At 58.9% G+C, this 22,136-nt stretch carries 19 protein-coding genes and 1 pseudogene; 10 read left to right on the top strand and 10 right to left on the bottom strand.

Annotation, left to right across the window (positions count from 1 at the left end):
• Positions 1–130 precede the first annotated feature (130 nt).
• On the bottom strand, positions 131–907 hold the full coding sequence (locus BLP10_RS16910) for a helix-turn-helix transcriptional regulator (protein WP_244510629.1): 777 nt from the start codon (positions 905–907) through the stop codon (positions 131–133).
• Between the two features lie 158 nt (positions 908–1,065).
• On the opposite strand from BLP10_RS16910, the gene BLP10_RS16905 reads away from it, so the two are divergent.
• Both BLP10_RS16905 and BLP10_RS16900 read left to right on the top strand, forming a co-directional pair.
• A complete protein-coding gene (locus BLP10_RS16905; RefSeq protein WP_091137171.1) occupies positions 1,066–2,664 on the top strand; it encodes an MFS transporter in 1,599 nt (532 codons plus the stop codon).
• A gap of 256 nt (positions 2,665–2,920) precedes the next feature.
• Positions 2,921–3,691, top strand: coding sequence for a hypothetical protein (locus BLP10_RS16900; protein WP_139165522.1), 771 nt, complete (start codon positions 2,921–2,923; stop codon positions 3,689–3,691).
• A gap of 6 nt (positions 3,692–3,697) precedes the next feature.
• Here BLP10_RS16900 and BLP10_RS16895 read toward each other — a convergent pair whose 3' ends face one another.
• Entirely contained in the window at positions 3,698–4,588 is an 891-nt protein-coding gene (locus BLP10_RS16895) for a LysR family transcriptional regulator (protein ID WP_091137166.1), read from the bottom strand.
• Positions 4,589–4,697: 109 nt separating this feature from the next.
• Here BLP10_RS16895 and BLP10_RS16890 point away from each other — a divergent pair, with 109 nt between their 5' ends.
• The 6 genes from BLP10_RS16890 to BLP10_RS16870 all read left to right on the top strand — a co-directional run bounded on the left by BLP10_RS16890 (position 4,698) and on the right by BLP10_RS16870 (position 8,790).
• A complete protein-coding gene (locus tag BLP10_RS16890; protein WP_091137163.1) occupies positions 4,698–5,312 on the top strand; it encodes a nitroreductase family protein in 615 nt (204 codons plus the stop codon).
• On the top strand, positions 5,309–6,190 hold the full coding sequence (locus tag BLP10_RS16885) for an EamA family transporter (RefSeq protein ID WP_091137161.1): 882 nt from the start codon (positions 5,309–5,311) through the stop codon (positions 6,188–6,190). Before BLP10_RS16890 ends, BLP10_RS16885 begins: the two co-directional genes overlap by 4 nt.
• A 196-nt stretch (positions 6,191–6,386) precedes the next feature.
• Positions 6,387–7,127, top strand: coding sequence for an SDR family oxidoreductase (locus BLP10_RS16880; protein WP_091137159.1), 741 nt, complete (start codon positions 6,387–6,389; stop codon positions 7,125–7,127).
• Positions 7,128–7,192: 65 nt separating this feature from the next.
• Positions 7,193–7,357, top strand: coding sequence for a hypothetical protein (locus tag BLP10_RS23645; RefSeq protein WP_244510627.1), 165 nt, complete (start codon positions 7,193–7,195; stop codon positions 7,355–7,357).
• Between the two features lie 15 nt (positions 7,358–7,372).
• The gene (locus BLP10_RS23640; RefSeq protein ID WP_244510625.1) at positions 7,373–7,627 is read left to right on the top strand and encodes an MFS transporter; all 255 of its coding nucleotides are present in this window, start codon (positions 7,373–7,375) and stop codon (positions 7,625–7,627) included.
• Between the two features lie 347 nt (positions 7,628–7,974).
• Positions 7,975–8,790 carry an APH(3')-I family aminoglycoside O-phosphotransferase gene (locus BLP10_RS16870; protein WP_091137294.1) on the top strand — a complete coding sequence of 272 codons (816 nt, stop codon included), beginning with the start codon at positions 7,975–7,977 and terminating at the stop codon, positions 8,788–8,790.
• Positions 8,791–9,209: 419 nt separating this feature from the next.
• On the opposite strand, the gene istB is transcribed toward BLP10_RS16870, so the two are convergent.
• From istB to BLP10_RS16850, 4 genes and pseudogenes are all read right to left on the bottom strand, one after another.
• Complete coding sequence (istB, locus tag BLP10_RS16865) at positions 9,210–10,019, bottom strand: IS21-like element helper ATPase IstB (RefSeq protein ID WP_091137154.1); 810 nt, start codon at positions 10,017–10,019, stop codon at positions 9,210–9,212.
• A pseudogene (gene istA, locus BLP10_RS16860) lies at positions 10,016–11,526 on the bottom strand (IS21 family transposase). The gene istB and the pseudogene istA overlap by 4 nt, the downstream one beginning before the upstream one ends.
• Before the next feature lie 915 nt (positions 11,527–12,441).
• A complete protein-coding gene (locus BLP10_RS16855) occupies positions 12,442–13,167 on the bottom strand; it encodes a DJ-1/PfpI family protein (RefSeq protein WP_210183635.1) in 726 nt (241 codons plus the stop codon).
• Positions 13,157–13,987 carry a DJ-1/PfpI family protein gene (locus BLP10_RS16850; RefSeq protein ID WP_091137152.1) on the bottom strand — a complete coding sequence of 277 codons (831 nt, stop codon included), beginning with the start codon at positions 13,985–13,987 and terminating at the stop codon, positions 13,157–13,159. The genes BLP10_RS16855 and BLP10_RS16850 overlap by 11 nt, the downstream gene beginning before the upstream one ends.
• A 149-nt stretch (positions 13,988–14,136) precedes the next feature.
• Between BLP10_RS16850 and BLP10_RS16845 the strand changes: the two genes are divergently transcribed.
• Positions 14,137–15,147, top strand: coding sequence for a GlxA family transcriptional regulator (locus BLP10_RS16845; protein ID WP_210183634.1), 1,011 nt, complete (start codon positions 14,137–14,139; stop codon positions 15,145–15,147).
• Between the two features lie 371 nt (positions 15,148–15,518).
• Here the strand turns inward: BLP10_RS16845 and BLP10_RS16840 are convergent, their stop codons facing one another.
• On the bottom strand, positions 15,519–16,889 hold the full coding sequence (locus tag BLP10_RS16840) for a PepSY-associated TM helix domain-containing protein (protein WP_091137150.1): 1,371 nt from the start codon (positions 16,887–16,889) through the stop codon (positions 15,519–15,521).
• Positions 16,890–17,825: 936 nt separating this feature from the next.
• Between BLP10_RS16840 and BLP10_RS16830 the strand changes: the two genes are divergently transcribed.
• Complete coding sequence (locus BLP10_RS16830) at positions 17,826–18,503, top strand: peroxiredoxin-like family protein (RefSeq protein ID WP_091137145.1); 678 nt, start codon at positions 17,826–17,828, stop codon at positions 18,501–18,503.
• 565 nt (positions 18,504–19,068) lie between these two features.
• Here BLP10_RS16830 and BLP10_RS16825 read toward each other — a convergent pair.
• From BLP10_RS16825 to BLP10_RS16815, 3 genes are all read right to left on the bottom strand, one after another.
• Entirely contained in the window at positions 19,069–19,602 is a 534-nt protein-coding gene (locus BLP10_RS16825; RefSeq protein WP_091137142.1) for a response regulator transcription factor, read from the bottom strand.
• The gene (locus tag BLP10_RS16820; protein ID WP_091137140.1) at positions 19,592–20,872 is read right to left on the bottom strand and encodes an ATP-binding protein; all 1,281 of its coding nucleotides are present in this window, start codon (positions 20,870–20,872) and stop codon (positions 19,592–19,594) included. Before BLP10_RS16820 ends, BLP10_RS16825 begins: the two co-directional genes overlap by 11 nt.
• Before the next feature lie 189 nt (positions 20,873–21,061).
• Positions 21,062–22,132, bottom strand: a complete 1,071-nt coding sequence (locus BLP10_RS16815) for a cytochrome C (RefSeq protein WP_139165521.1) — start codon at positions 22,130–22,132, stop codon at positions 21,062–21,064.
• Between the last annotated feature and the right edge of the window lie 4 nt (positions 22,133–22,136).

Raw genomic sequence — 22,136 nt, 5'->3', positions numbered from 1 at the left:
GTACTCAGTCGATCACTTCGGCACCTTGCTCTGCCTGCCCCGGCAGCAGGATCTCCGATAGCACGCCCTGTCGCACCGGACGCGCTAGTCAAGGAATTCGGTAGCAGCGTTCCGGCATCGCAGTGTTGGTCTACACCGCCCGGCGCACCGGGTGGGATTTTGGATCGCGCTCCAGAATCTCCCTCGATCCTTCCGGGAAATACACAACGATCCGCAGGTGCCGGTATTCGTCGATGGTCATGACTTCATGTTGGAACTTCAGAACATCGTTCTCAGAAGCGAGGGAAGACAGCCCCCGAGATGGCGAATGATCCTGAGCCCCGTTCCACCAGTGTCGGAAATCGGGCGAGAGCTTCTTCAAATCGTCTATGAGCTGGAGCATCGCTGAGTCGTCAGGAACGAGAGCGAGGTCGCGCCGAAGGCTCGCAACGAGGCGTGGGGCATCGCTTCCCCACGTTGGAAGGCGACAGCGCAGATGCGGATCCGCAAACACCATCCGAAGCATGTTCCGGTCTGCCGGCTCCTTTCGCGAAAAGCCGAACAGCCGATCTGCAGCCGGATTCCAAGCAATGATATCCCACCGTAGATTCAAGACATACGCCGGTCGAGCTTCCAACTCATCCATAAGCTGCTGTACAAGCGGCGAGACGACCGGCCAATGGTACGGCTCGGCCGGCGGCGGCCGACGATGCGCTAGAAGGAATAGATGACAGCATTCGGCATCGTCGAGCTTGAGCACCTTGGCCAGCCTCAGAAGAAAGTCCTCAGAAACGCCAATCTCGCGCCCCTGCTCAAGCCACGTGTACCAGGTGATGCCGACACCGGCGAGTGTGGCAACCTCCTCGCGGCGCAGCCCAGGAGTGCGGCGGCGGCGGCCGCTCGGCAGGCCGACGTCGGCGGGTGTCAATCGCTGTCGATGGTGCCGTAGGAAATCCGAGAGTTCTTTCCGTGTGCGCTCAAGAGATCTAGCCAGCATATCGTATTGTCCCGAGTAACAGCATAAACTGCCAAATTGTAACAGATTAAATCTATCTCGAGAATGCCGCCAGACTTTCAGGAGGCAGCATGTCACTCGAATGCGATCAAAGTTCCCTTGGTTTTCGGGAGGTCCCGGCGGAGACCATCCCAGCTGAACGTCGGCGAAAGGCCGGGCCCGTGGAATGGGGCGGGCTGGCCGTGCTTGCGCTGCCGACCGCCCTGCTCGGATTAGATGTGACCCTGCTTTATCTGGCGATGCCGGCGCTTGCGGCGGACCTGCAGCCGAGTAGCAGTCAGGCGCTGTGGATCATGGACGCCTATGGCTTCATGATTGCGGGCTTCCTTATCACCATGGGCACACTGGGTGATCGGATCGGCCGTCGCCGGCTGCTGATGATTGGCGCTGCCGCCTTCGGCGTTGCCTCCGTGCTCGCCGCATACTCACCAACTGCTAACACTCTTATTGTCGCTCGGGCTATGCTTGGCGTCGCTGGCGCAACCTTGATGCCATCAACCCTCGCGCTGATTAGCAACATGTTTCTTGTCGCCCGTGAGCGGGCTCTGGCGATAGGGATATGGGCGACCATGTTCGCTCTTGGCATGGCTGCCGGACCGCTGGTCGGAGGGATGCTGCTGGAGCACTTCTGGTGGGGGTCAGCATTTCTTGTGGCGCTCCCCATCGTCGGCATTGTGCTCATTGCAGGCCCATTGTTGCTGCCTGAGTATCGGGCACCCGGGAATGGTCGGCTCGACCTTCTCAGCGTCGCTCTGTCTCTCGCCGCGATCCTGCCTGTGATCTACTTCATCAAGGATAGCGCAGAGACTGGCTTGTCTTACGGATCCGCGTTGGCACTGGCCATCGGAATCGCCTTTGCAGGAATTTTTGTAAGGCGGCAGCGTATTCTCACGAACCCGCTGCTCGATGTGCGTCTCTTCGAGAACAGGACCTTCAGCGCTGCCCTGAGCGTCCTGCTGTTTGGATTGATCGGTGTCGGCGGAGCTATGTTGTTGGTCACCCAGTATTTGCAGCTAGTCATGGACCTCCCAGCCGTTACTGCCGGTATGTGGATGGGCCCCCCGGCGTTGATGATGGTCGCGGCTGGAATTGGAGCACCTCTTCTTACTCGCTACGTCCGTCCGGGATTTATCATGGCCGCTGCGTTAGCCCTTTCCGCAGTCGGTTATCTCTTTCTCAGTTTGCTACCATGGATATCGGGTCTTGCTCTGGTAACGGCAGGGTACGGGCTGGTCTATCTCGGTCTGGGCACAATCGCCGCCCTCGGCACTGACTTAGTGGTGAGTTCCGCACCGCCAGAGAAGGCCGGTTCTGCCTCGGCCATGTCCGAGACCGTGCAGGAACTCGGTATCGCCGTTGGTGTTGCCATTCTTGGCAGCCTTACCACGGCAATCTACCGTAGGCTGATGCTCGAGCGCGTTACTGCTGACCTTCCAGAGGATATTTCAAGCACGGTCGAAGATAGTCTTTGGGCAGCATCGTCAGTTGCAGATCGTCTGCCGGGTGATCTGCTTGGCTCGGCGAAATACGCATTCACTGTGGGAATGAGCGCATCCACTATGCTTACGGCTCTTGGGATCTCGACGCTGGCAATTCTGTGCGCAGTAACGCTGAGAAACGTGCGGATTGCCGCAGAGGATCAAGAGTTTGGAGATGACGAGAAGCGTTAGCCACTTGACCTGCGAAGAATGCATCTTTTAAGTCCCCATGTTGTCAGAACTCCGACTAACAGCGGCGTAGATGGCAAGTAGGAGATGAATGGGGACAACAGATCGGCCTCTGTTTGAGCCAGAAGTAGCTCTCTCGTAGCCTCGCCGAGGCGTGTGCTCTGGTGGTATCGTCAACTCAACGGGTCGACGATACCATGTCGCGACAGATTAGCCGTTAGTCTCCTTAGAATGCACGAGAAGCAGGCCTGTAGAGAACATGAACGCATCGACTATGCCATCCCATCTTGTGGGACACGCTGCCCATAACAACGCTCTATGGTGTGATGCAGTTTGTAAGGTTCATGGCCGCCCTGGAGAGTTCCGGGACGGGCTCTGGTTGAATCGTTCTGGCACCCCGCAGTACTATCCCGACGCAGTGACCTTGGCGGGTCCCGAAGCCGCCCAAGAGCAATTGCTGACTATATCTGCCCTGATTGAGAAGCCACGCGCCGAAGCTTGGGCCGTGAAGGATAGTTTCTCATGCCTCGACCTCGGCTTCCTTGGATTTCGATTGCTGTTCGAAGCAGAGTGGATCGGTCTAAGTCTACCGGCGCTGGAGCTTGATCCTCTTCCGCCGGGCTATTCATTGACCGAGATCCATTTGGCATCGGAGCTGAATGTTTGGGAAAATGTCTGGAGAGGAGATGAGAGTTCAGCAGCAGGTGAGCCTAACGGCGGGATCTTCCGGGCATCGCTACTGACGCAGCACGGGATCAAGTTTATTGCTATCAGGTGCGACAACCGGATTGTTGGTGGCGGTATCTTGAACGAGGGAGGTGACGTGATTGGAGTATCGAACGTCTTCGCCTCGGACGTCGAGCCTGAGATCATCTGGCAGGGCATCTTAGCGCACGCTGTTGATTACTTTCCCGGTACGACCGTGGTCGGCTATGAGAGCGGGCGCGATCTTGACACTGCGCTTCGATCGGGTTTTCGAACACTTGGGCCGCTCCGGGTGTGGTTATCTGCATGTCGAGAGCACGCGTGATCGCCCTCATACCCGACTGAACTCCTCTGTCAGGAAATCGAGAAACACGTGGATCTTCGGGGCGAGATGCTGCCGCGACGGATAGACGGCATAGAGCGTGGTCTCCACCGTGCTCCAGTCCTCCAATGTGCATTGGAGCCGTCCTTCCCTCAGATCGCCCCCGACGTAGGGAAAGGGGATCAGACCCAGACCGAATCCCTCCCGCAGCGCATCGCGGACAGCGAGGCTCGACGTCACCGAGTACCGGGCACTGACCGGGATCCGCTCGGTGCGCCCGTCCTTGTGGAACTCCCATACGTCCGCGTGCCCTGAGAGGCTGAACCGGATACACTCGTGCGACCTCAAGTCGGACGGCGACTTTGGCCTGCCCCTTGCCTCGAAATAGGCCGGCGCCGCGCAGAGCACGTGCGACATGACCGTGAGCTTCCGGGCGATCAGGCTGGAGTCCTCCAGGCTGTCGCTGCCCCGGATAGCGAGGTCGAAGCCTTCCCGGATGAGATCGACCCGACGGTCGTCGAGATGGAGGTCTAGGGTAATCTGCGGGTAGCGTGACAGGAAGCGGGGGATCGAGGCGGAGAGCTGCGTCAGGGTGACGGTCATCGGCGCGCTGACCCGCAAGGTGCCGCTCGGCTCCTTCCGGAGCGGGGACAGGGTCTCGTCCGCCTCTGAAAGCGCGTCCAACCCGCGCACGACGTGCTCCAGGTAGATCCTGCCCTCCTCGGTGAGCGCCATGCGCCGCGTCGTGCGGTGGATCAGCCGGGTCCCCACATGCGCCTCTAGCTCGGCGATGTTCTTGCTAACCGCCGCCGGCGACAGGCCAAGCCGCCGTCCGGCTTCGGCGAAGCCGTTCAACTCGGCCGCGTGGCGGAACACCTGCAAGGCAGTGAATCGGTCCATCAGATTGTTTTCCCTTGGTGAACAATATCTTTCACCAATCGATAATTATCAACTAAAATTCACATGAATACCCTTCTCTCCGATGCCTCTTCCCTACGGAGACGGAAACATGACCAACCCTGCCATTGCCCTTATCGAGCGGCGCGTCTCGGCGAACCGGTTCGACGCCAGCCATGTCTTGACGGATGCAGAGATCGGGGAGCTCACGCGCCTCGCGACGCGGGCGCCAACCGCCTACAACCTTCAGAACTGGCGCTTCATCGCGCTGCAAACGCCTGAGGCGAAGGCGCGCCTACGCCAACTAGCCTATGGCCAGGCCAAAGTGTCAGATGCGGCCGTCACCTTCATCGTCTGCGGCTCACTGCCCGACCACGCTGCCATCCCACAACGGCTGCGTCCCTTTGTGGAGGCCGGATACATGCCGGCGGGTACGGTCTTAGACTGGCAGGAGGGCGCCCGCACACAGTATGCCAATCCTCGGACAGCTCGCGACGAGGCTGTCCGCTCGGCCTCACTTGGAAGCGCGACGCTGATCCATGCCGCTGAGGCGCTCGGCCTCGCCTCGTGTCCGATGGTCGGGTTCGATGCCGAAGGCGTGGAGCGTGAGTTCGGCCTTGGGCCGGATGAGGTGCCGGTGATGCTGGTCGCAATCGGCCGCGCCGCGCCCGGCAACTGGCCGCAAAAGCCTCGCCGCCCGCTCACCGAGGTTCTGAAGATCGCATGACGACGAAGACCTCCGATCTGCTGCTAACAGCCGTCGCGCCTGCCATCTGGGGCAGCACTTATCTTGTTACCACGCAGTTGTTACCCCAAGGGTATCCTCTGACCGTGGCTATGCTGCGGGCGCTCCCAGCTGGGCTCCTTCTGTTGCTGATCATCCGGCAGCTTCCGACGGGAGTCTGGTGGTTCCGCATCTTCGTGCTCGGGGCGCTCAATTTCTCAATCTTTTGGTGGATGCTGTTCATCTCCGCCTACCGGCTTCCGGGCGGCATGGCCGCCACGGTCGGCGCCATTCAGCCGTTGATGGTGGTCGTGCTCGCCTATCCGGTCTTGGGATCACCCATACGAATCCTGTCGCTTGGGGCCGCGCTTGCGGGCGCAGCTGGCGTTGGCATGCTGATCCTGACGCCGCAGGCCGCGCTGGATCCGCTCGGGGTGACCGCAGGTCTTGCCGGCGCGGCGTCAATGGCGGGAGGGACAGTACTAAGCCGCAAGTGGCAGCCGCCAGTCTCCCTGCTGACGTTCACTGCCTGGCAATTGAGTGCAGGTGGCCTTCTGCTTCTCCCGGCTGCATTGTGGTTCGAGCCGCTCTTACCCTCCTTGACTGCTGCCAACGTCCTCGGTCTTGCTTATCTTAGCCTGATCGGAGCGGCACTAACGTACATACTCTGGTTCCGCGGCATTGCCCGATTGGAGCCGGCCGCAGTCGCCCCACTTGGACTCCTCAGCCCTTTAACAGCCGTCGTACTCGGCTGGTTGGTACTGTCTCAGCACCTCACCGCAATGCAGCTTGTCGGCATGGCTGTGGTGCTTTTAAGCGTCTGGTTGAGCCAGCGCGCACAGCGGATCGCCCCATCCGTATCCTTTAGCACTGCGCGATGATTCCGGATGCGTAACCCAACAACAATGCTGGCGATCGGAGCTTATCGATGACCAACGTTCTTGATCTCTACACTCGACCCGTAGCTGACATCGTCATGTCGGAGTGGCTCCCGGAGAAGAGCTTTCAACGCCAAAAGAGCGATAGCAACGCCGCTATCCAACCACACAACTCAAATGCACTGTGGAGGACACATACATGACACTTCTTGGAAGGAAGATCGCGATTACCGGTGCCGGCCGTGGGTTGGGAAGGGCACTGGCGATCGTTGCTGCGGATCGAGGCGCCATACCCATTTTATTAGGCCGCTCGCCTGAGCACCTGGCACAGGTGAGGGCGGCAGTTGGTGAACGGGTCAACCGATTTCCGGATGCATTCGTGTGTGATCTGACAGAATTCAGTTCAATTGCCGATGCGGCCGATAACATCGTGCGCCAGCATCCAGACCTGGACGCCCTCGTCCACAATGGCTCACAATGGTCGAGCGGAGCCCTAGATTGCCAGAGTGATGACAGTATCGCAGCAGTGATAAACTCTACGGTGTCTGGGACGATAGCCCTCACAAAACGTCTGTTGCCCCTGCTCCGGGCTCGGCCACGAGCGGACATCCATACTGTGGTATCAATGTCCGGGCTGCAGTACGCACGTCTAGTCGGATCGTCGCTTCCATTCCGAGCTGCGAAGGGGGCTCAAGATAGCTTTTCGCAAGGGCTGATCGAGGAGGTGAAGGGCAGCAACATTCGCATCACATCCATCTATCCGGGGTTGATAGAAGACGTCTCGCCATTAGATCCAGCGTGGGAAACTGCGCGAGGAGTTGCAGACGGTCTAAGCAACAGAGATGTGGTCGACGCAATCCTATATGCGTTGGCTGCACCGCCCAACGTGGCGCTTCGCCAGATTGTCATTGAACGTACCAGGACCGAATTTCTGGGCTGACCACAGGCGACTAAGCTGTCTGAATTTCTCAGTTTTACAATGGCGCAGCTGAGAAACACATCTCGATGGCTCAGTTGCGGAAGACAAGGGACGCAGCCCTGACAGGGGAAAAGCTTGCGTGGGATGCCGTCTCTGCCATGACGTTCGACGTGTTCGTCCTGGCAGCGGCGGAGTTCCTGTCCGCCAGTCTGCTGAAGCCCGTGGCGACCGATCTGGGGATCACCGCGTGAAGCGCAGGACAGGCCGTGACTGCGACGGCTGTCGTCGGGATGGTGACAAGCCTTCTGATCTCCGCGGCAACGAGGCGGATCGATCGCCGCGTTGTAGTTCTGGCCTTTTCGGTCCTGCTGATCGCCTCGGACGTCCTTGTGGCCGTCGCTGCCAATCTGCCGTTCCTGCTGCTCGGGCGTGTGATGCTGGGCCCCTGCGCTCGGTATCACGTGAAGCGGCCTACTGCCACCTGCCGTTCACGTCCACCAGTGCCTCATGGCCTGGCCTGATGGAGTACTGGTTCGCTATTTAGACCTCCACGGCCTGCCCCAGGGTCTTTTCCCAGAACTGGCAGCCCAGAGACTTCAATTAAAGTCTACATTGGGGAGCCCACAACCCTCTCCGGGAACAACCCAGCCGACAAGCTTTTGACTTGCGTCAACCGCATCTGCCAGAGCACTTTGTGTTGAGCTCACAATGATGGTCAGAGCCCATGGCGCTTCCTGGAATGAATGCTGGGAGTCGCCCGATTGGCTTCTCTCTACCAAATGGCCTCTCGCACTCTTCTTGCGTATGCATTGACTGTGCGATACTTCGTCATAAGTGAATGCACCACGTTTTGCAGAGAGGTTGTTCAGTGGTCCACTTAGAGCGTGAGCAAGCCTGTGCCGTTCCGTCGACCGTAATGAGCATGCCAGCCATGCTGACGGATTATGAATGGGCGCGGAACACTGTCGGTCAGTCCGGCGGCGCCGTCTACCGTCTCCACAGCAAAGCCGACGCGGCTGGCTTGTACCTTAAGTACGGCGAGGACGCCGTTGCCGATGAAATCACCGACGAAATGGTAAGGCTGGGCTGGCTTAAAGGATATATACCTGTGCCAGCGATCAAGCACTTTGTTCGGACACACGATCAGGCATGGCTGCTAATGACGGCCATGCCTGGCAGAACGGCTTACCAGATACTTGAGTCAAACCCCGACGCTGGCCTAGCCGTTGTTGACGCGCTGGCGGCATTCCTGCGCCGGCTGCATACGATCCCGATAAGCGAGTGTCCCTTTAACAGCGATCACACCTTTCGGCTTCACCGTGCACGAATTCGTATCGATGAAGGCTGGGTAGACGCTGATGACTTTGATGAGGAACGGGAAGGTTGGACTGCCGAGCAAGTTTGGGAGGCGATGAGCGCTCTTCTGCCACTCGCACCTGATCCTGTCGTCACGCATGGCGATTTCTCGCTGGATAATCTTCTGATCCATGAAGGCGAGGTTGTCGGCTGCATCGACGTTGGGAGAGTTGGTGTCGCTGACCGATACCAGGACCTTGCCATACTCTGGAACTGTCTTGGTGAGTTTGGCCGGTCCTTACAGGAGAGGCTATTTCATCAGTATGGCATTGCTGAGCCCGATCAACACAAGCTGCAATTCCACTTGCTGTTGGACGAGCTTTTCTGAAAACGATCATCGCAAGTTTGGCAACCAGAATACTTTGAGTTGACTGCCCGTTACCCGCTTCAATCGAGCCGCTTCCTGGATCTAGAGCCCACAGCTGGCGCCTACGTCGCTCGGATCAGACCACACATCTGCGGCGACCCTCGACCCCATGACAGACTGCGGCACTAGAGAAGGCTACATCGCTTAGGTTGATGAGACGATGGAACGGCGTAGCCTCTCGTATCTGCCTCGGGTACACACTGGTTGGAAGATACCTTATCAATATAAGGTGCGGTTTCGGTAACCAGCGCGTATTGCGCGACGATCTGGATCGGAGGAGCGCGGCGATCAGGATGGTGATTGGCTGTCGCGGCGAGACGATGATTGTCGCGCCGCGACACAGATGCAAGCACTTTGTTGATTGTCGTTGCGAGCGTCAATCAGGATGAGGTTTTGATTGTCGCGCGCGTCGGCGGACGACCTGGTCCGCGTTTGCGCTCAATGGCTTCTCTGCGGCGATAGCTCTCGACATTCATCTCGAAGATGGTGGCGTGATGCACCAAGCGATCCACCGCGGCGAGCGTCATCGCTTGGTCCGGAAAGACCGAATTCCAGGCGCCAAAGGGCTGATTGGCCGTGATCAAGAGCGAGCGACGCTCGTACCGGGCGCCGATGAGTTCAAAGATAACGCTGGTTTCGGCCTGATCCTTGCTGACATAGGCGAGGTCATCCAGGATCAGCAGGTGGTACTTGTCGAGTTTGGCAATCGCCGCCTCGAGCTGCAGATCCCGCCGCGCTGTCTGGAGCTTCTGCACCAGATCGGTGGTGCGGGCGAACAGCACCCGCCAGTCGTTCTCCACCAGGGCCAGGCCCAGGGCTGCCGCCAGGTGCGATTTGCCTCCGCCCGGCGGGCCGAACATCAGCAGATTGGCGCCCTTCTCGAGCCAGCTGTCGCCGGCCGCCAGCGCCATCACCTGCGCCTTGCTGATCATGGGCACCGCGGAGAAGTCGAAGCTGTCGAGGGTCTTGCCGGGCGGAAGCCGCGCCTCGTCGAGATGGCGCTGAATGCGCCGGCTGGCGCGCTCGGCCATCTCGTGTTCGGCCAGAGTCGCCAGGAAGCGGGCCGCCGGCCAGCCTTCCTTGTCGGCACGGGCGGCGAAGTCCGGCCAGATCGTCTTGATGGCGGGAAGCCGCAGGTCGTTGAGCGGCAGGGTCAGGCGACCGGTATCAATGGCATCAGGGCTCGTCATGCGACCTCTCCCTGATGCACGCGGGCGAGTTCCTCGTAGGCGCTGAGCGGCACATGAGAGACCACAATGTCGGGCACGGCACCGGCATCCGGACTGAAGAGCACGCGCAAGCTCTTGAGATCCGGCAGCCGGCCGGCATCGAGATCCGCATCGAGGCGCGCGGCGAGTTCGGCCTCGCAGGCGCGCTCATGCGCCAAAGCGAGCAGGTCGACCATGGTGCGGCAGGCGCTCCGGACGGGAAGTTGGCCCCTCATCGCTTCAAAGGCCCGGGCATAGGCTTGCCGGGGAAAGAGCTGATCACGGTAGACCAGTCCCATCAGGGCCATGGGCTTGCGCCGCAGCGAGTGGATCACGTGCCGGTAATCGACCACATGCCCGTGCCGGCCGTTGGGATGAGCCCGCCCGCGCGGCAGCGTGAACTGGTGCGTGCCGCCGAGATAAACCTCGAGGCGATCGTCGAACAGGCGCACGCGCAGCCGGTAGCCGATCAGGCGCGACGGCACGCTGTAGAACACCTTGCGCAGGACGAAGCCGCTGGTCGAGGTCACGGTGACGATGGCGTCCTCGTAATCGGCGGTGCGCCGGTCCGGCAGCTCCTGAAGGGCGGTGCGCTCGACCGCAATGCGCGGGGTGTTGCGGGCATTGCGGCGCCCGACCACCTCGTCGACGAAGCGGCGGTAGGCACAAAGATCGGCGAAGTCGCGCGAACCGCGCAGCAGCAGGGCATCCTCGATCACCTTCTTGAGGTGGCCGTGCACGATCTCGATGGAGCCGTTCTCATGGGCGACGCCCGTGTTGTTGCGGCTCGGCTCCATGCCGTAATGGGTGCACAGGGCATCGTAGCGCCGGGTCAGGTCCTCGCGGGCGTCGCGATCCAGGTTGCGGAAGGCAGCCGAGAGACTGTCGCTGCGGTGTTCGCGTGGAGCGCCACCGAGCGCCCAGAGGGCGTTCTGCAGCCCCTCGGCGAGAGCGACATAGCTCTCGCCGCCGAGCACCACGTGGGCATGCTCGAAGCCGGAATAGGCGAGCCGGAAGTGATAGAGCCGGTGATCGAGCTGCTGGCCGGCGATGGTGATGGAAAGATCGGCCATGTCGGTGAAGTCTGACAGGCCCATGTGGCCGGGCTCGTGCACCTGGCGGAAGATGACCTCCTGCTCAGGGCCGTGCAGGGCGCGCCAGGCGCGGACACGACGCTCGAGGGTGCGGCGGATGCCGGTGCCGAGCTCGGGATGGCGACGGATGATCTCCTCGAAGAGAGCGACGGGGGCAGGCTCGGGGCGGCTTGCAGCAGCGGGAGGATCTCGCTGTCCCAGACGGCCTCGAGCGGATCGGGGCGCCTTCGCCCGCGTGGCGCCTTCCTCTGCGAGGGCAAGCGCGGGTCCTTGTCGATGCGATAGGCGGTGGAGGAGCTGAAGCCGGCCTTGGCGGCGGCGATCGGAGTGGTGTCGGTCTGACGAAGCTTCATGTAGAGTCTCATCTGGCAGTCGGTGATGTGGCGGCCGGGCAAAGGCTGGGTTCCTCATTGGACGTGAAGAACCCCAATCCTTACCCGGTCGGCCACGACAGCCAGACGGTGCGGTCCTGAGGGATCGCGCCGTCGCCGCTGCCGCCCCTCCGGTCGGGCCTCGGCCCTCCCTACGGAGCGGCAGCGGCGTCACCTCTCAAGTTGATTGCCGCTCAACTTCCACCCTGATCGCCGCGCGGCACAGCGCGGCTAAGTCGTATGCAAGTGCTTGACCGGCGACGATCACCTTGCATCCACGATTGTCACAATCAGGCCGCCCATCAACTCGAAGTAGCTAGTTCCTCTGAAGTTGTGATGTTGTCCTGCGGTCCATCCATTCGGAAGGTCAGTTGCGACAGTAGCGCTGTAGTCAGCCTCTATCACGATCCTGTTTGCGACGACGATACAGTTAGTCACCAATGGATGCCGTTCTGTGAACGCTCAGGCACCCATCTTTGCCAAAGCTGCCAATTCACGGCTTCCCTTGACTTCAGCGTTCATTTGGCCCCCTGAGAGACTCTGAAAATGCACGTCGTTAGCAAAGCAAGTTAGCATACAATCAACATCTTTCGCATTGTACGCATCGACGTAGCTGCGGATGGCCCTGGGCAACTACATCAGGATTTCCGTTGTAGCGCAGACGAATCCAAAACTGATCATCTGTTCAAGTCTATTGTCTTTTGTTGCCGGAGGCCGAGCGATTGCAGCACACAGCCAATAGAGACATTGGGATGTTAAGAAGCGTGTTCACTGTAGCATGGTGAGGTGAGACTGAATCTGATCCTGATTCCATCCTCAGCCCAGTTGCAACTGACAAAGCTCGGGTGCTGAAGGGCAGCAGAAGCTTCAGAGTCCACTTCGAACATGGTATCGACCGCGCGCCGGTGTATAGTTTCGTGGCGCCTCTCGGAGCGGAGGCTAGCGACGACGCCGGGCGAGAAAGGCCTCGATGATCTCTGGCGAAGCCTTCTGATCTGATCCGCTATCAAACGGTGGGTCAGGGTCGTACTGAAGTCCAAGCTGCTGGATTTGGGCCTCAGTTCGGCCGTACATCTCCCCAATCATAGCCAATGTCATATCGATGCCGGCTGAAACGCCTGCGGACGTCCAGTACTTTCCAGAGCGGACATAGCGATCTGGCTTATACTGTGCGCCAAGCTCACCGAGCATATTCTTCAGCGCCCAATGCGTGGCAGCATCTCGCGACTTGAGCAAGCCCGCTTCAGCAAGAATTAACGAGCCCGTGCAAACACTTGCCGTGTAAGTTGTGGTTTGATCGATGACTTTGATCCATTCCATGACACGCTGGTTTTCACGCACCCTCCGGACGCCAATCCCACCACCGGGCACGATGAGAATTGCGGTCTCCTGAACATCCGTCAGCGATTGCTCTGCAATCAACCTCAAGGCGCCGCTGTCGGCAGTAACTGGGCCCTTTGTCTCAGCAACAAAAGTCACTTCCAGCCCCGGAACCCGATGGAGCAGTTCGTAAGGGCCGATCGCATCCAATGCCGTTACGCCATCAAACAATAAAATGGCAACCCGACGGTTTGCCGGGACCGTGGCATGCGCGAGCTGAGACAGCCAGGGAGTCGCCATAAGAGCTGAGAGGGAAAGCAGCGTCTCCCGACGATCAAATTGCATTCGATGTCTCCCCATAGAGCTGGCTTTCTTTGACGGCGGAAGGGAGGTCGAACTTAGCGACTCTTGCCAGAGCGGCTGTTGTTCCAGAGCGATAGAGCGGCACCATGTGCGACTCCAGCGCCTCCAGCATTGCGAGCGAGTCACGGTGTGCCTTGCTCGCATTGCCCGTCCCGAAAGGAGGATGCGGGTCATACTCCATTGCCAGCTCAGCAAACGCGGCCATTTGCTGACCGAAAGCGTCTGCCGCAACAAGAAGCGAGGCTTCGAAACTTCCGATGCCCGGACCTGCCGTATAGAGGTTCCCGTCAACGACAACCCCACTGCCAGGTGGGAGCACTTCCGAAGGCCCCAACTCACTAAGCACCGACAAGGCATTGTAGCTTGCTGTGACCCGCTTGCCGCGCACTAGGCCGGCTGCACCTGCGAGGAGCACTCCACAGCAGACTCCTATGATATATCGCGCTTTGACCCCACGATTGTGGAAGAAGTCCACAACGTCTGGGTCGCTGATCACCTCCGGCGGCATCATCGGAGCCGCGAGCACGTCAAGATCGTCAGGACATTCCTCAAACGTCGTGGTCGGCATGGTCCACCAGTTGGGAAAGCCCTCGACGAGCTCGCGCTTCTTCCAAACAAGGTGGAGCTCGGCGCCGGGGCAGGTCCCTAGCACAGTTTGGATGCCCACCATATCCATCGGAATAAAGCCAGGACTGATAACAACAGCAACCTTGAAAGGCTTTACGCCGGTGTCCGTCATCTTAACGCGCATTTCGCGCATGCTTTTCAGTTCATCTTCATGAATTGGGAGGGCTGCGGTCAAGGGATCGCTCCAGTAAGGGTGTCAGCGTCCCTATAGACGGACGATCATATGGCCGCTATGACATAATGCCCACGAAATCGGCCAATGAGCGGGCGTGACTGCATAAACAGAAGACGACGTTCCGAGGCTACAGTGTAGAGTTCGAAGTTGTGTCGAAGTCCAGAAGAAGCAAGCCGCCTCTGCATATCGTTCTTCTCGCGGTCCCTCCGATTCTGGAGTTGGATCTTACGGGCGCTCTGACTGTATTTAAGTTCGCCAATGTTCTGCACGGCAGCGCAACTCTGCCATATCGCATCACCGTAGCATCCGGCGGCGCCTCCTGCGTGATAGGCGGCGATTGTGGACTTGAGATGAAGGCTCCTTTCCATTTTACGGACCTCGGAGGTCCAATCGACACGCTCATCGTAATAGGTGGAGATGGCTCTGCGGCGTCGACTCCCCTCGACAGTGATCTCATGCAATGGCTCAAAGAGCATGAAACGCGTGTCCGGAGAATGGCGTCGGTGTGCACGGCGGCCTTTGTATTGGCGAAGGCGGGCCTCCTTGACGGCCGGAGAGCCGCTACGCATTGGGCCTATGCGGACCGGCTTCAATCCGCCTTCGTCAACGTCCGAGTAGACTCGGAGGCCATCTGGGTAAAGGACGGAAACGTCTACACGTCAGCAGGTGTGACCGCTGGCATCGATCTCTCGCTCGCACTGGTCGAAGAGGACATTGGCAGTGAGCTTGCGCTGCGGGTCGCGCGGCAAATGGTTGTCTTCCTAAAGCGAACGGGTGGACAGCGCCAGTTTAGTGTAGCGTTGGCAGCAGAGGCGCCATCTTCGAGGACGTTGGTCGCGCTTCTGGCCTGGATCGCAGAGCACCTTGGCGATCGACTCACAGTCGAGAGTCTCGCATCACAGATGGCGATGAGCCCGCGTAACTTCAGCAGAGTCTTCCGCGCAGAGATCGGAGTTACGCCGGCACGCTATATCCGTAAGGCGAGGGTTGAAGCCGCAAGGACGTTGCTCGAACAGACCCGGCGTCCCGTTGAGGACGTCGCAGCGTGCTGCGGGTTTGGAAGCGCAGAGGTTATGCGCCGAGCTTTCTTGGACGAAATCGGCGTCCCCCCGACGTCCTATAGGTTCGGGTTCGAAACAGGTCCCCTTCAGGCGCGCTAGGCCCATTCTGTCGGACGCCTTATCGACAAACACAGGCAAGCCAGTTTGCGTTGCCATTTTTAAAGATCGCAACTAGGTTCTGCCGACCCCGTGCAGCTGGAAGACGTTGATCGCCGGCCACCCCTTCGGCCAGGACTGGCTGCTGCCGATCGTCCCTCGAGCCGAGAACCCGTTCACCTGAATGCCGGAGGCCAAGGGCATCAAGAACGACTTCTTCGGGATCGGCGCCATCGGTGACCGGAGTGGTGGAGTACGCGCCTGGGACTGCCGATCGTCTCGCTGAACCTGCGGCCCAGTGCATCAGGGACAGGCCTACAAGTCGCCCTGCCAGGAGACTGGACCGTCGCCGCACCAGCGACCATTCAGTTTGATCAAGCGACACTTCTAGTCCGCTCCGTGAGCGCCCAATCAAGAGTCAACATCACCAGCAGTGAGGCGCCCACGAGCGGGAATAGGATCCCACCCATGATGAGGATGACCAGAAGGCCTCGCAGCACGCGCTTATCGGCCGGAGCCGGCGGTATGCCAAGCGATCCGGTGGGCCGGCGCTTCCACCACATCGTTCCAGCCGAAACGCCCAGCACCACGACTGCCACGCAGACCGCTACTAGGAAAAGCTGGTTCGCCAGGCCGAACTGCTGCCCCATGTGGACACTGATACCAAACTCCAGCCACCTCCCGAGAGGGCCGTAGTCGGCATAGCTCATGTCGATGAGCGGCTTCCCCGAGTATTGGTTGAGATGAACAACCCGCTGCTGCGCGACGTCGTCAGGGTAGACCGAGGCCGAGTAGACGCCCGTGGCCGACGTAGGGATCGCAACCGTGTAGCCCCTGTGCAGACCCAGGCCGTCGAAGATGGCAATGGCCCTGTCCAGCCCGATCGGCTCCGCGCCATGGGCGTGTCTGGCGGTTTCCGGCACCTGCGCCTGCTCCAGCGACCAGGTAGTCGGGCTGACGTGGCCCAGGTGCTCGTCCGACATCGGCACCGCCACGCGCACGCCGGCCGGATAGCCGAAATTGTGGCCGTTGGCCCACTCGTTGACCTTGCCACCCCAGACGTTCGACCATGGCAGGCCGGTGATGGCTAGAAACACGATGAAGAAGCCGACAAAGATGCCCGTGACCGCGTGGGTGTCTCGCCAGAACACTCGCCGGTTCGGCGTGCTTCGAATGGACAATACGCCTCCGGACTGTCGTCTTGGCCACCAGAGATAAATGCCCGTTCCCACGAGAAGAATCGACCACCCCGCCGCGATCTCAACGAAGGCTCGGGTGACGGTCCCGAAGTACTTGAGGCTGTGGAGGTAGCGCACCGTCCACATGACTGTGCCACGATCGGGTAACGATCCCAGCACTTGGCCACCGTAGGGATTTACGTAAACCGCCAGGTTCTGACCGGAAGTCGTCTTAATCGTCACCTCGGCCGATGCGGTCGACGTGATTGGATCAGTGTACTTGACCGCCTTGCCGGGATGCGCGACCAAAGCCGCCGCAACCATGGACGATGGGGCAACTCGGTTGGACGGGTCCCGCACCTCGACCCGCTTGAGGTCAGCATGGACGATTCCATCGATTTCATCCTTGAAGAGGTAGAGGCCGCCGGTAATTGAGAGGACGATGAGGAACGGCAGGACCAGAAGACCGGCATAGAAGTGCCAACGCCAGACGGCGCGGTAGAGGTCAGTAGAGGCTGCGTCGGAGCGCGCGACGCCGCGCCCCCCGCGCAAGGTTTGATCAGACATGACTGTTGCTCAGGTCAGCGTCCAGGAACGCAGCTAGGAACATCGCCGCTCACGAGGAACGGTGGGCGAAAAAGATCGGCGCTCGGCTCCGCTGAGGCGGTGCACGCGCTTCCGCAGCGTGGGACTTCTTGCGCTCGCCGCCGGGAGTAATGGAACAGTCTGACCTCAGTACTTCATGGAAAGGGTCGGTACGCAGAAAGACAAGTTGGCCATCGGAAAGCGTGCCAACCTTATCGCCTGAGAGCTGGGAGAGGATGCCGCAACACTTATGGTGACCGTCGCCGGAGCCTTGGGGTGGATCGCCGGTCTCATGATAGCTGTCTATGGAAGAGCAGGTGACAAAGGATCGATCTGCGACGGCGCTAGCCGACGCTCCTTGGGCGATGGCTCCAGTCAGGCTCTGGAGGAACAGGAAATAGGCCATCGCGGCAGCTAACAGGCCGCCGGACCAGTGTCCCTCCAGGTGTCTCCGCAGATCCGTCATCAGCTTCTACAACGCCCTTTTGCGATCCCAAGAGATCAGTTTGCAGACGAGCACCCGTCACCGATCATTCTTCCATCAGAAAGAGACCGTACAGGAGACATCGGTGGTCCTCGAGAAGTACAGACACCAAAAATAGTCCGGCGCCCCCGCCCCCATTTCCGAACTACCGGCACCTACACCAGGGGTTCTGGTCCTGTCTTACTGGCTAGCGCCCATTCCAACGCAGAGTTACCCTTCCCCCTCAATCCCGCGCTTCGGCGGGGCGATAATGGGTCGAGCGGCACCCGTCCACACTCTATACAAGTGCCCCTAACTGTCGATCACGACTGGCCCAGTTTGGCGGAAAGCGTGGGCAAAATGTCATTCATACCACTGCCCAGCTGAGACATTCTCTCCTGCATTGGATCGTTAGTGATGCTCCAGCTCTGAGCGCTGGATCGAAAGGATTGGCAATGGCTCTCCAGGATGCGCTTGATGCGCTCAGATCGAAGTTTGAGGCTGGCGAGGGGCCGATAACTGTGCCCAGTTGGGTACACCAATGGATGCACCGCGCCACCAATGAACTCGTTGCCTCTGGTGCCGCGGCGAGAGCCCGCAAAGTAGGAGACCTGACTCCGTCTTTCACGCTAAATGACTCCAATGGCGAACCGGTTTCATCGGACGAATTGCTGAAGAAGGGGCCATTGGTCATTTCCTTCTATCGTGGCGTCTGGTGCCCCTACTGCAACATCGAGCTGCGATCACTGCAGAGTTTCCTACCCCAAATCAGATCACATGGAGCTCATCTCATCGCAATCTCTCCACAAACCCCTGCAAACAGTCGCCGGTCGCAGCGCGAGAACGCAATCGAGTTCCCAATCCTTTCCGACCCGTCCAATAGTATTGCCGGCGAGTTTGGTCTTCGCTACAAGCTTCCAGACTACCTGATTGATGTCTACACTGAAGTCTTTCGGAACGACCTCACAATCATCAATGGTGATCCGAGCTGGACACTCCCGATGCCTGCACGATACGTTGTGAGGCAGGACGGAATGATCGCCTACGCGGAGGTCAATCCAGACTACACAAGGCGTCCAGACCCAACAGAACTGCTTCCAGTTCTCGAACGTATTTCAAGCGAAGTAAACTAATTACTTCTATCCCGAAACGGTTTACTCCCCCTTACCGCCGTTCCACGTCCCAACCCGCTCCCCTCACGCGCTCAATGCACCCGAAGCTATCCCGTCCTGACGAAGTGTCAGTCGGGAACGAGTGACGCGTTTTCGCTGGAACATTTCGCAGTGGATCAGCGCCTCTGCGCTGATGTTTAATCGTAAGCAATTGCGGGGCATCTAACGTCCCGGCGTGGAACGAGCAAGCGCCCTAGGACCACTCGACGACACCTCTAATCCGCGTTCACGCAGCTACAACGCCAAGTACTGTGGGATTGGATCTGCCCCGCGCGGCCAATCAAGCGACTGATATCGAGGAGGTCGAAACAATACACTTGTGCGATGGAACTCACCTGCAAAGAAGGAGCGGAAGCTGTCCAGCAAGTACAGTCTCCGGCTCCACAATTCGGATCGTTGAGTGTCTCCGTCTCATTGTGAACACGGGCGCGGTGGCAGCCATAAGATCGTCTGCCTTCTCGACCAGCAGCCCCGCAGTGCAATCTATGTCGCTGGCGAATCCGATAGAGGATCGCCGCCCCGATGGTCATTTCACATGCCTCTTTTTTAGCTTCCGAGCGAGTGTCCGTCGGTGCAGCCCGAGGCGCCGAGCAGCTTCGGATATGTTGAAGTTGGCATCTGCCAATGTCTCGTGGATCCGTTCCCACTCGAGATTCTTGATCGAGGTCCCTCGGTCAGTCACTGGTACATTGACGTCCCCCTCCGCTCGTTCGAAAGCCGCGACAATGTCGTCGGTATTGGCAGGCTTGGCCAGATAGTGGCACGCCCCGAGCTTTATTGCTTCAACTGCTGTGGCAATGCTCGCGAATCCCGTCAGCACAACGATCTTGATTCCGCGGCATTCCGTTCTTAGGAGCTTGACGCATTCAAGCCCCGATCCACGCGCGAGCTTCAGGTCGACGACTGCGTATCGGGGTGAGATCTCTCGAAGAACGGGACTTATTTCCTCACGTCCTGCGCAATGAAAGACATCGTAGTCACGACGCTGGAACGATCGGCATAGCGTGCGGGCAAATACCTCGTCGTCCTCAACTATCAGGACTGATCGTCTAGTCACCATGGTCTTCTCCAGGCGAAAGAGCGTCAAACGGAAGCGTAAGTACGACAACAGCACCCCGTCCCTCCGCATTCTGTACGCTCAGCGTACCACCGAGTTTACGGGTGACGTTGACAACAAGGAACAATCCGAGCCCTCGCCCACGAGCACTCTTGGTCGACCGATACGGCTTCCCAAAGTCGTGAAGCACTTCTTTCGCGAAGCCGGGTCCGATGTCGCTGACCCTAACCACCAGGTTACCGCCCTGCCGATCGACCTCAAGTCCGAGCCACCCGGGAGAGGCCTCAAGCGCATTGTCTAGCAGATTGAAAATCACCTGCTTCAAGGCCGTGTCGGAAACGATTGAAGCGTCCGAACAAATCCCATTGGTGTAGCTGAACTGGCTCGGCGACCTGCGAGCCTTCCATTCCCTGGCAGCCTCGTCAAAGAAGGAGCGGATCGTCGTATGGACGGTTCCCTCCCCACGCGCCTCACCTGCCGACAGCAAGATAGCCGATACTATGGATTTGCACCGCTCAAGCTCTACCTGCATGTCACTGATCTCCGCCGCGATCTCCGGGTTCGACATCAGCGAGGGCAAGCGTCGCCAGTCACCGAGGATAACTGAGAGTGTGGCAAGTGGCGTACCAAGCTCGTGCGCCGCGCCCGTCGCCAGCAATCCCATTCTTACAATGTGATCCTCCTCCGCAGACCGCTGCCTTAACTCCGCGAGGCGCGCGTCGCGCGCCCTGAGATTATTGTGAACTCTCGTTATGAGCAGAACGAGAAGCGTTGATGCGAGGATGAAGCAAATAAACATGCCCTGAATGTGCAGATCCAGGAATGTGCCTCGGTGGGTATGTGGGATACCAATCCCGCGATATGAAGACGTCAACCAGGCGAAGCATACACTTGTGGTTAGGACAAGGGCCCACATTAACCATGGGTCGAGCAGAACTGCTCCTAAGATGACCTGAAGCAAGAAGAGCGAAACAAACGGGTTTGTTGCGCCTCCGCTGAGGTAAAGTTGAATCGTAAGGGCTGCTACATCGAGCAGAAGTTCAACGAAAAGCTCTCCGTTCCGAAGGGCTCTCTGGTACCAGTATCTGTGTAGGCTTACACCATTAAGGCCGATGAGACAGAGAATGACCGTTCCCATCGGCGCGAGAGGCAGTTCTATCCCCAAGAAACAGTGGGCGACAGCAATCGTGGTGATCTGGCCGCCGACGGCGACCCACCGCAGCTGAATCAGGAGCAGAAGGTTCTTCTTGTTCGTTTCGCTGTATATGCTCATTACCGGAGAAGATCGAGCAGCGCTAGCATGCAAAGTACAGAAGGATGAGCGGACCCCAGATCGTTGCCATGGTGATCAATCCCTTAATCGTCTGATAGATGATTCAAGCCCGGAAGGCATGATTACCTCGGGCCTTAACTCTCAAAAAAAGGTCGCGCTCCGACCCACGTTGATCAAGGGAGTTGGGGATCACTTTGCTTCGCCCCCCGATTGCTGATCGCGGGCGGATTGCTGGCGCGCCTCATCGACCGCTTGCATGTACTGCTCGGTCTTAGCGCGTACAAGCTCACGATGTGGTGCGACGGCTGCCTCACGATACAGATGTCGCCCGGTTCCCATAAGCGCTACAACGGTCAGCATCATCATGCAAATCGCGCCAAAGCTCCGTCCAATTGCCTCGCCTGCTCGCCGGATTTCCGTGAACATCAGGTGTGCCATCGCCAGCGCCACGACCGTCGCAATTCCAAAGACTGCCATGGCGGCGTGGCTGACTTCCTGTGTCCGCGGCAAGGTCATCAGGACAACGGGCCCGACCAGGAACTGAACGGAGGTCGGCCAGAAAGCCCACCGATATCCCATTCGAACAAGGTCATCACGTTTGAAGCCTGCTACTGTTGAATTGCGCCTTTCCTTTCTCCGAAACAGCCAGACCATGAGTAGGCCCGTCATCGCAGGACAGGCAAGAATGAAGTGAGCATATCGTGGGAGCACATTTGGTAGGGCTAGTGCAGAAAAGAAGCCCTTCACCCGATCCCAGTGTTCGGGGAACAACATCAGATTGATATTTGTCAGGAATATCAAAGGGATGAACAGGAAGAGAATGCAGACGACCACAGCGATGCCAATGTGAAGTTCCTTGAAAGGCTCCATCTGTCGCCAAAGATATTTATGCAAGTAGGTGAGAAGAAATGCGAGAGTCACCAGCGGAATTACACTGATCCAGAAGATTCCAGTAAGAGCGTTCGCCGAGTAGAAGTAAACAGTATAGAGCGTGTTGATGGCAAGCAAGGGCCCGACACCGAGTACGACTGCGATCGATTTGTTGACCGTAATCGTCGACGCAATGGCGTAGGCCAGATCGTCGTAGCGCTTCTCTTTCAAGCCGCGCAGCTGATACCACAGCGTCAGCAATGCACCGCCGACCATTAGATTGACGAAAACAATATGCATCAGGAAGAAGACGATTAGGACTCCAACCAACACAGGTTCAGGCGCTGGTTGAGGAAGCGGAATTTCTCTGGGAATTGGAAGTTCATTCATTGCC

This window comes from Microvirga guangxiensis (assembly GCF_900102135.1).
GTDB classification, from domain to species: Bacteria; Pseudomonadota; Alphaproteobacteria; order Rhizobiales; family Beijerinckiaceae; genus Microvirga; species Microvirga guangxiensis.
This window is presented reverse-complemented; position numbering and strand designations above follow the sequence as displayed.

What these genes read in the sequence shown, in the direction of transcription:
- BLP10_RS16905 (WP_091137171.1), top strand. Translation starts at nt 1,066, where the DNA reads ATGTCACTCGAATGCGATCAAAGTTCCCTTGGTTTTCGGGAGGTCCCG.
- BLP10_RS16900 (WP_139165522.1), top strand. Translation starts at nt 2,921, where the DNA reads ATGAACGCATCGACTATGCCATCCCATCTTGTGGGACACGCTGCCCAT.
- BLP10_RS16895 (WP_091137166.1), bottom strand. Translation starts at nt 4,588, where the DNA reads ATGGACCGATTCACTGCCTTGCAGGTGTTCCGCCACGCGGCCGAGTTG.
- BLP10_RS16890 (WP_091137163.1), top strand. Translation starts at nt 4,698, where the DNA reads ATGACCAACCCTGCCATTGCCCTTATCGAGCGGCGCGTCTCGGCGAAC.
- BLP10_RS16885 (WP_091137161.1), top strand. Translation starts at nt 5,309, where the DNA reads ATGACGACGAAGACCTCCGATCTGCTGCTAACAGCCGTCGCGCCTGCC.
- BLP10_RS16880 (WP_091137159.1), top strand. Translation starts at nt 6,387, where the DNA reads ATGACACTTCTTGGAAGGAAGATCGCGATTACCGGTGCCGGCCGTGGG.
- BLP10_RS23645 (WP_244510627.1), top strand. Translation starts at nt 7,193, where the DNA reads ATGGCTCAGTTGCGGAAGACAAGGGACGCAGCCCTGACAGGGGAAAAG.
- istB (WP_091137154.1), bottom strand. Translation starts at nt 10,019, where the DNA reads ATGACGAGCCCTGATGCCATTGATACCGGTCGCCTGACCCTGCCGCTC.
- BLP10_RS16855 (WP_210183635.1), bottom strand. Translation starts at nt 13,167, where the DNA reads ATGCAATTTGATCGTCGGGAGACGCTGCTTTCCCTCTCAGCTCTTATG.
- BLP10_RS16840 (WP_091137150.1), bottom strand. Translation starts at nt 16,889, where the DNA reads ATGTCTGATCAAACCTTGCGCGGGGGGCGCGGCGTCGCGCGCTCCGAC.
- BLP10_RS16830 (WP_091137145.1), top strand. Translation starts at nt 17,826, where the DNA reads ATGGCTCTCCAGGATGCGCTTGATGCGCTCAGATCGAAGTTTGAGGCT.
- BLP10_RS16825 (WP_091137142.1), bottom strand. Translation starts at nt 19,602, where the DNA reads ATGGTGACTAGACGATCAGTCCTGATAGTTGAGGACGACGAGGTATTT.
- BLP10_RS16820 (WP_091137140.1), bottom strand. Translation starts at nt 20,872, where the DNA reads ATGAGCATATACAGCGAAACGAACAAGAAGAACCTTCTGCTCCTGATT.
- BLP10_RS16815 (WP_139165521.1), bottom strand. Translation starts at nt 22,132, where the DNA reads ATGAATGAACTTCCAATTCCCAGAGAAATTCCGCTTCCTCAACCAGCG.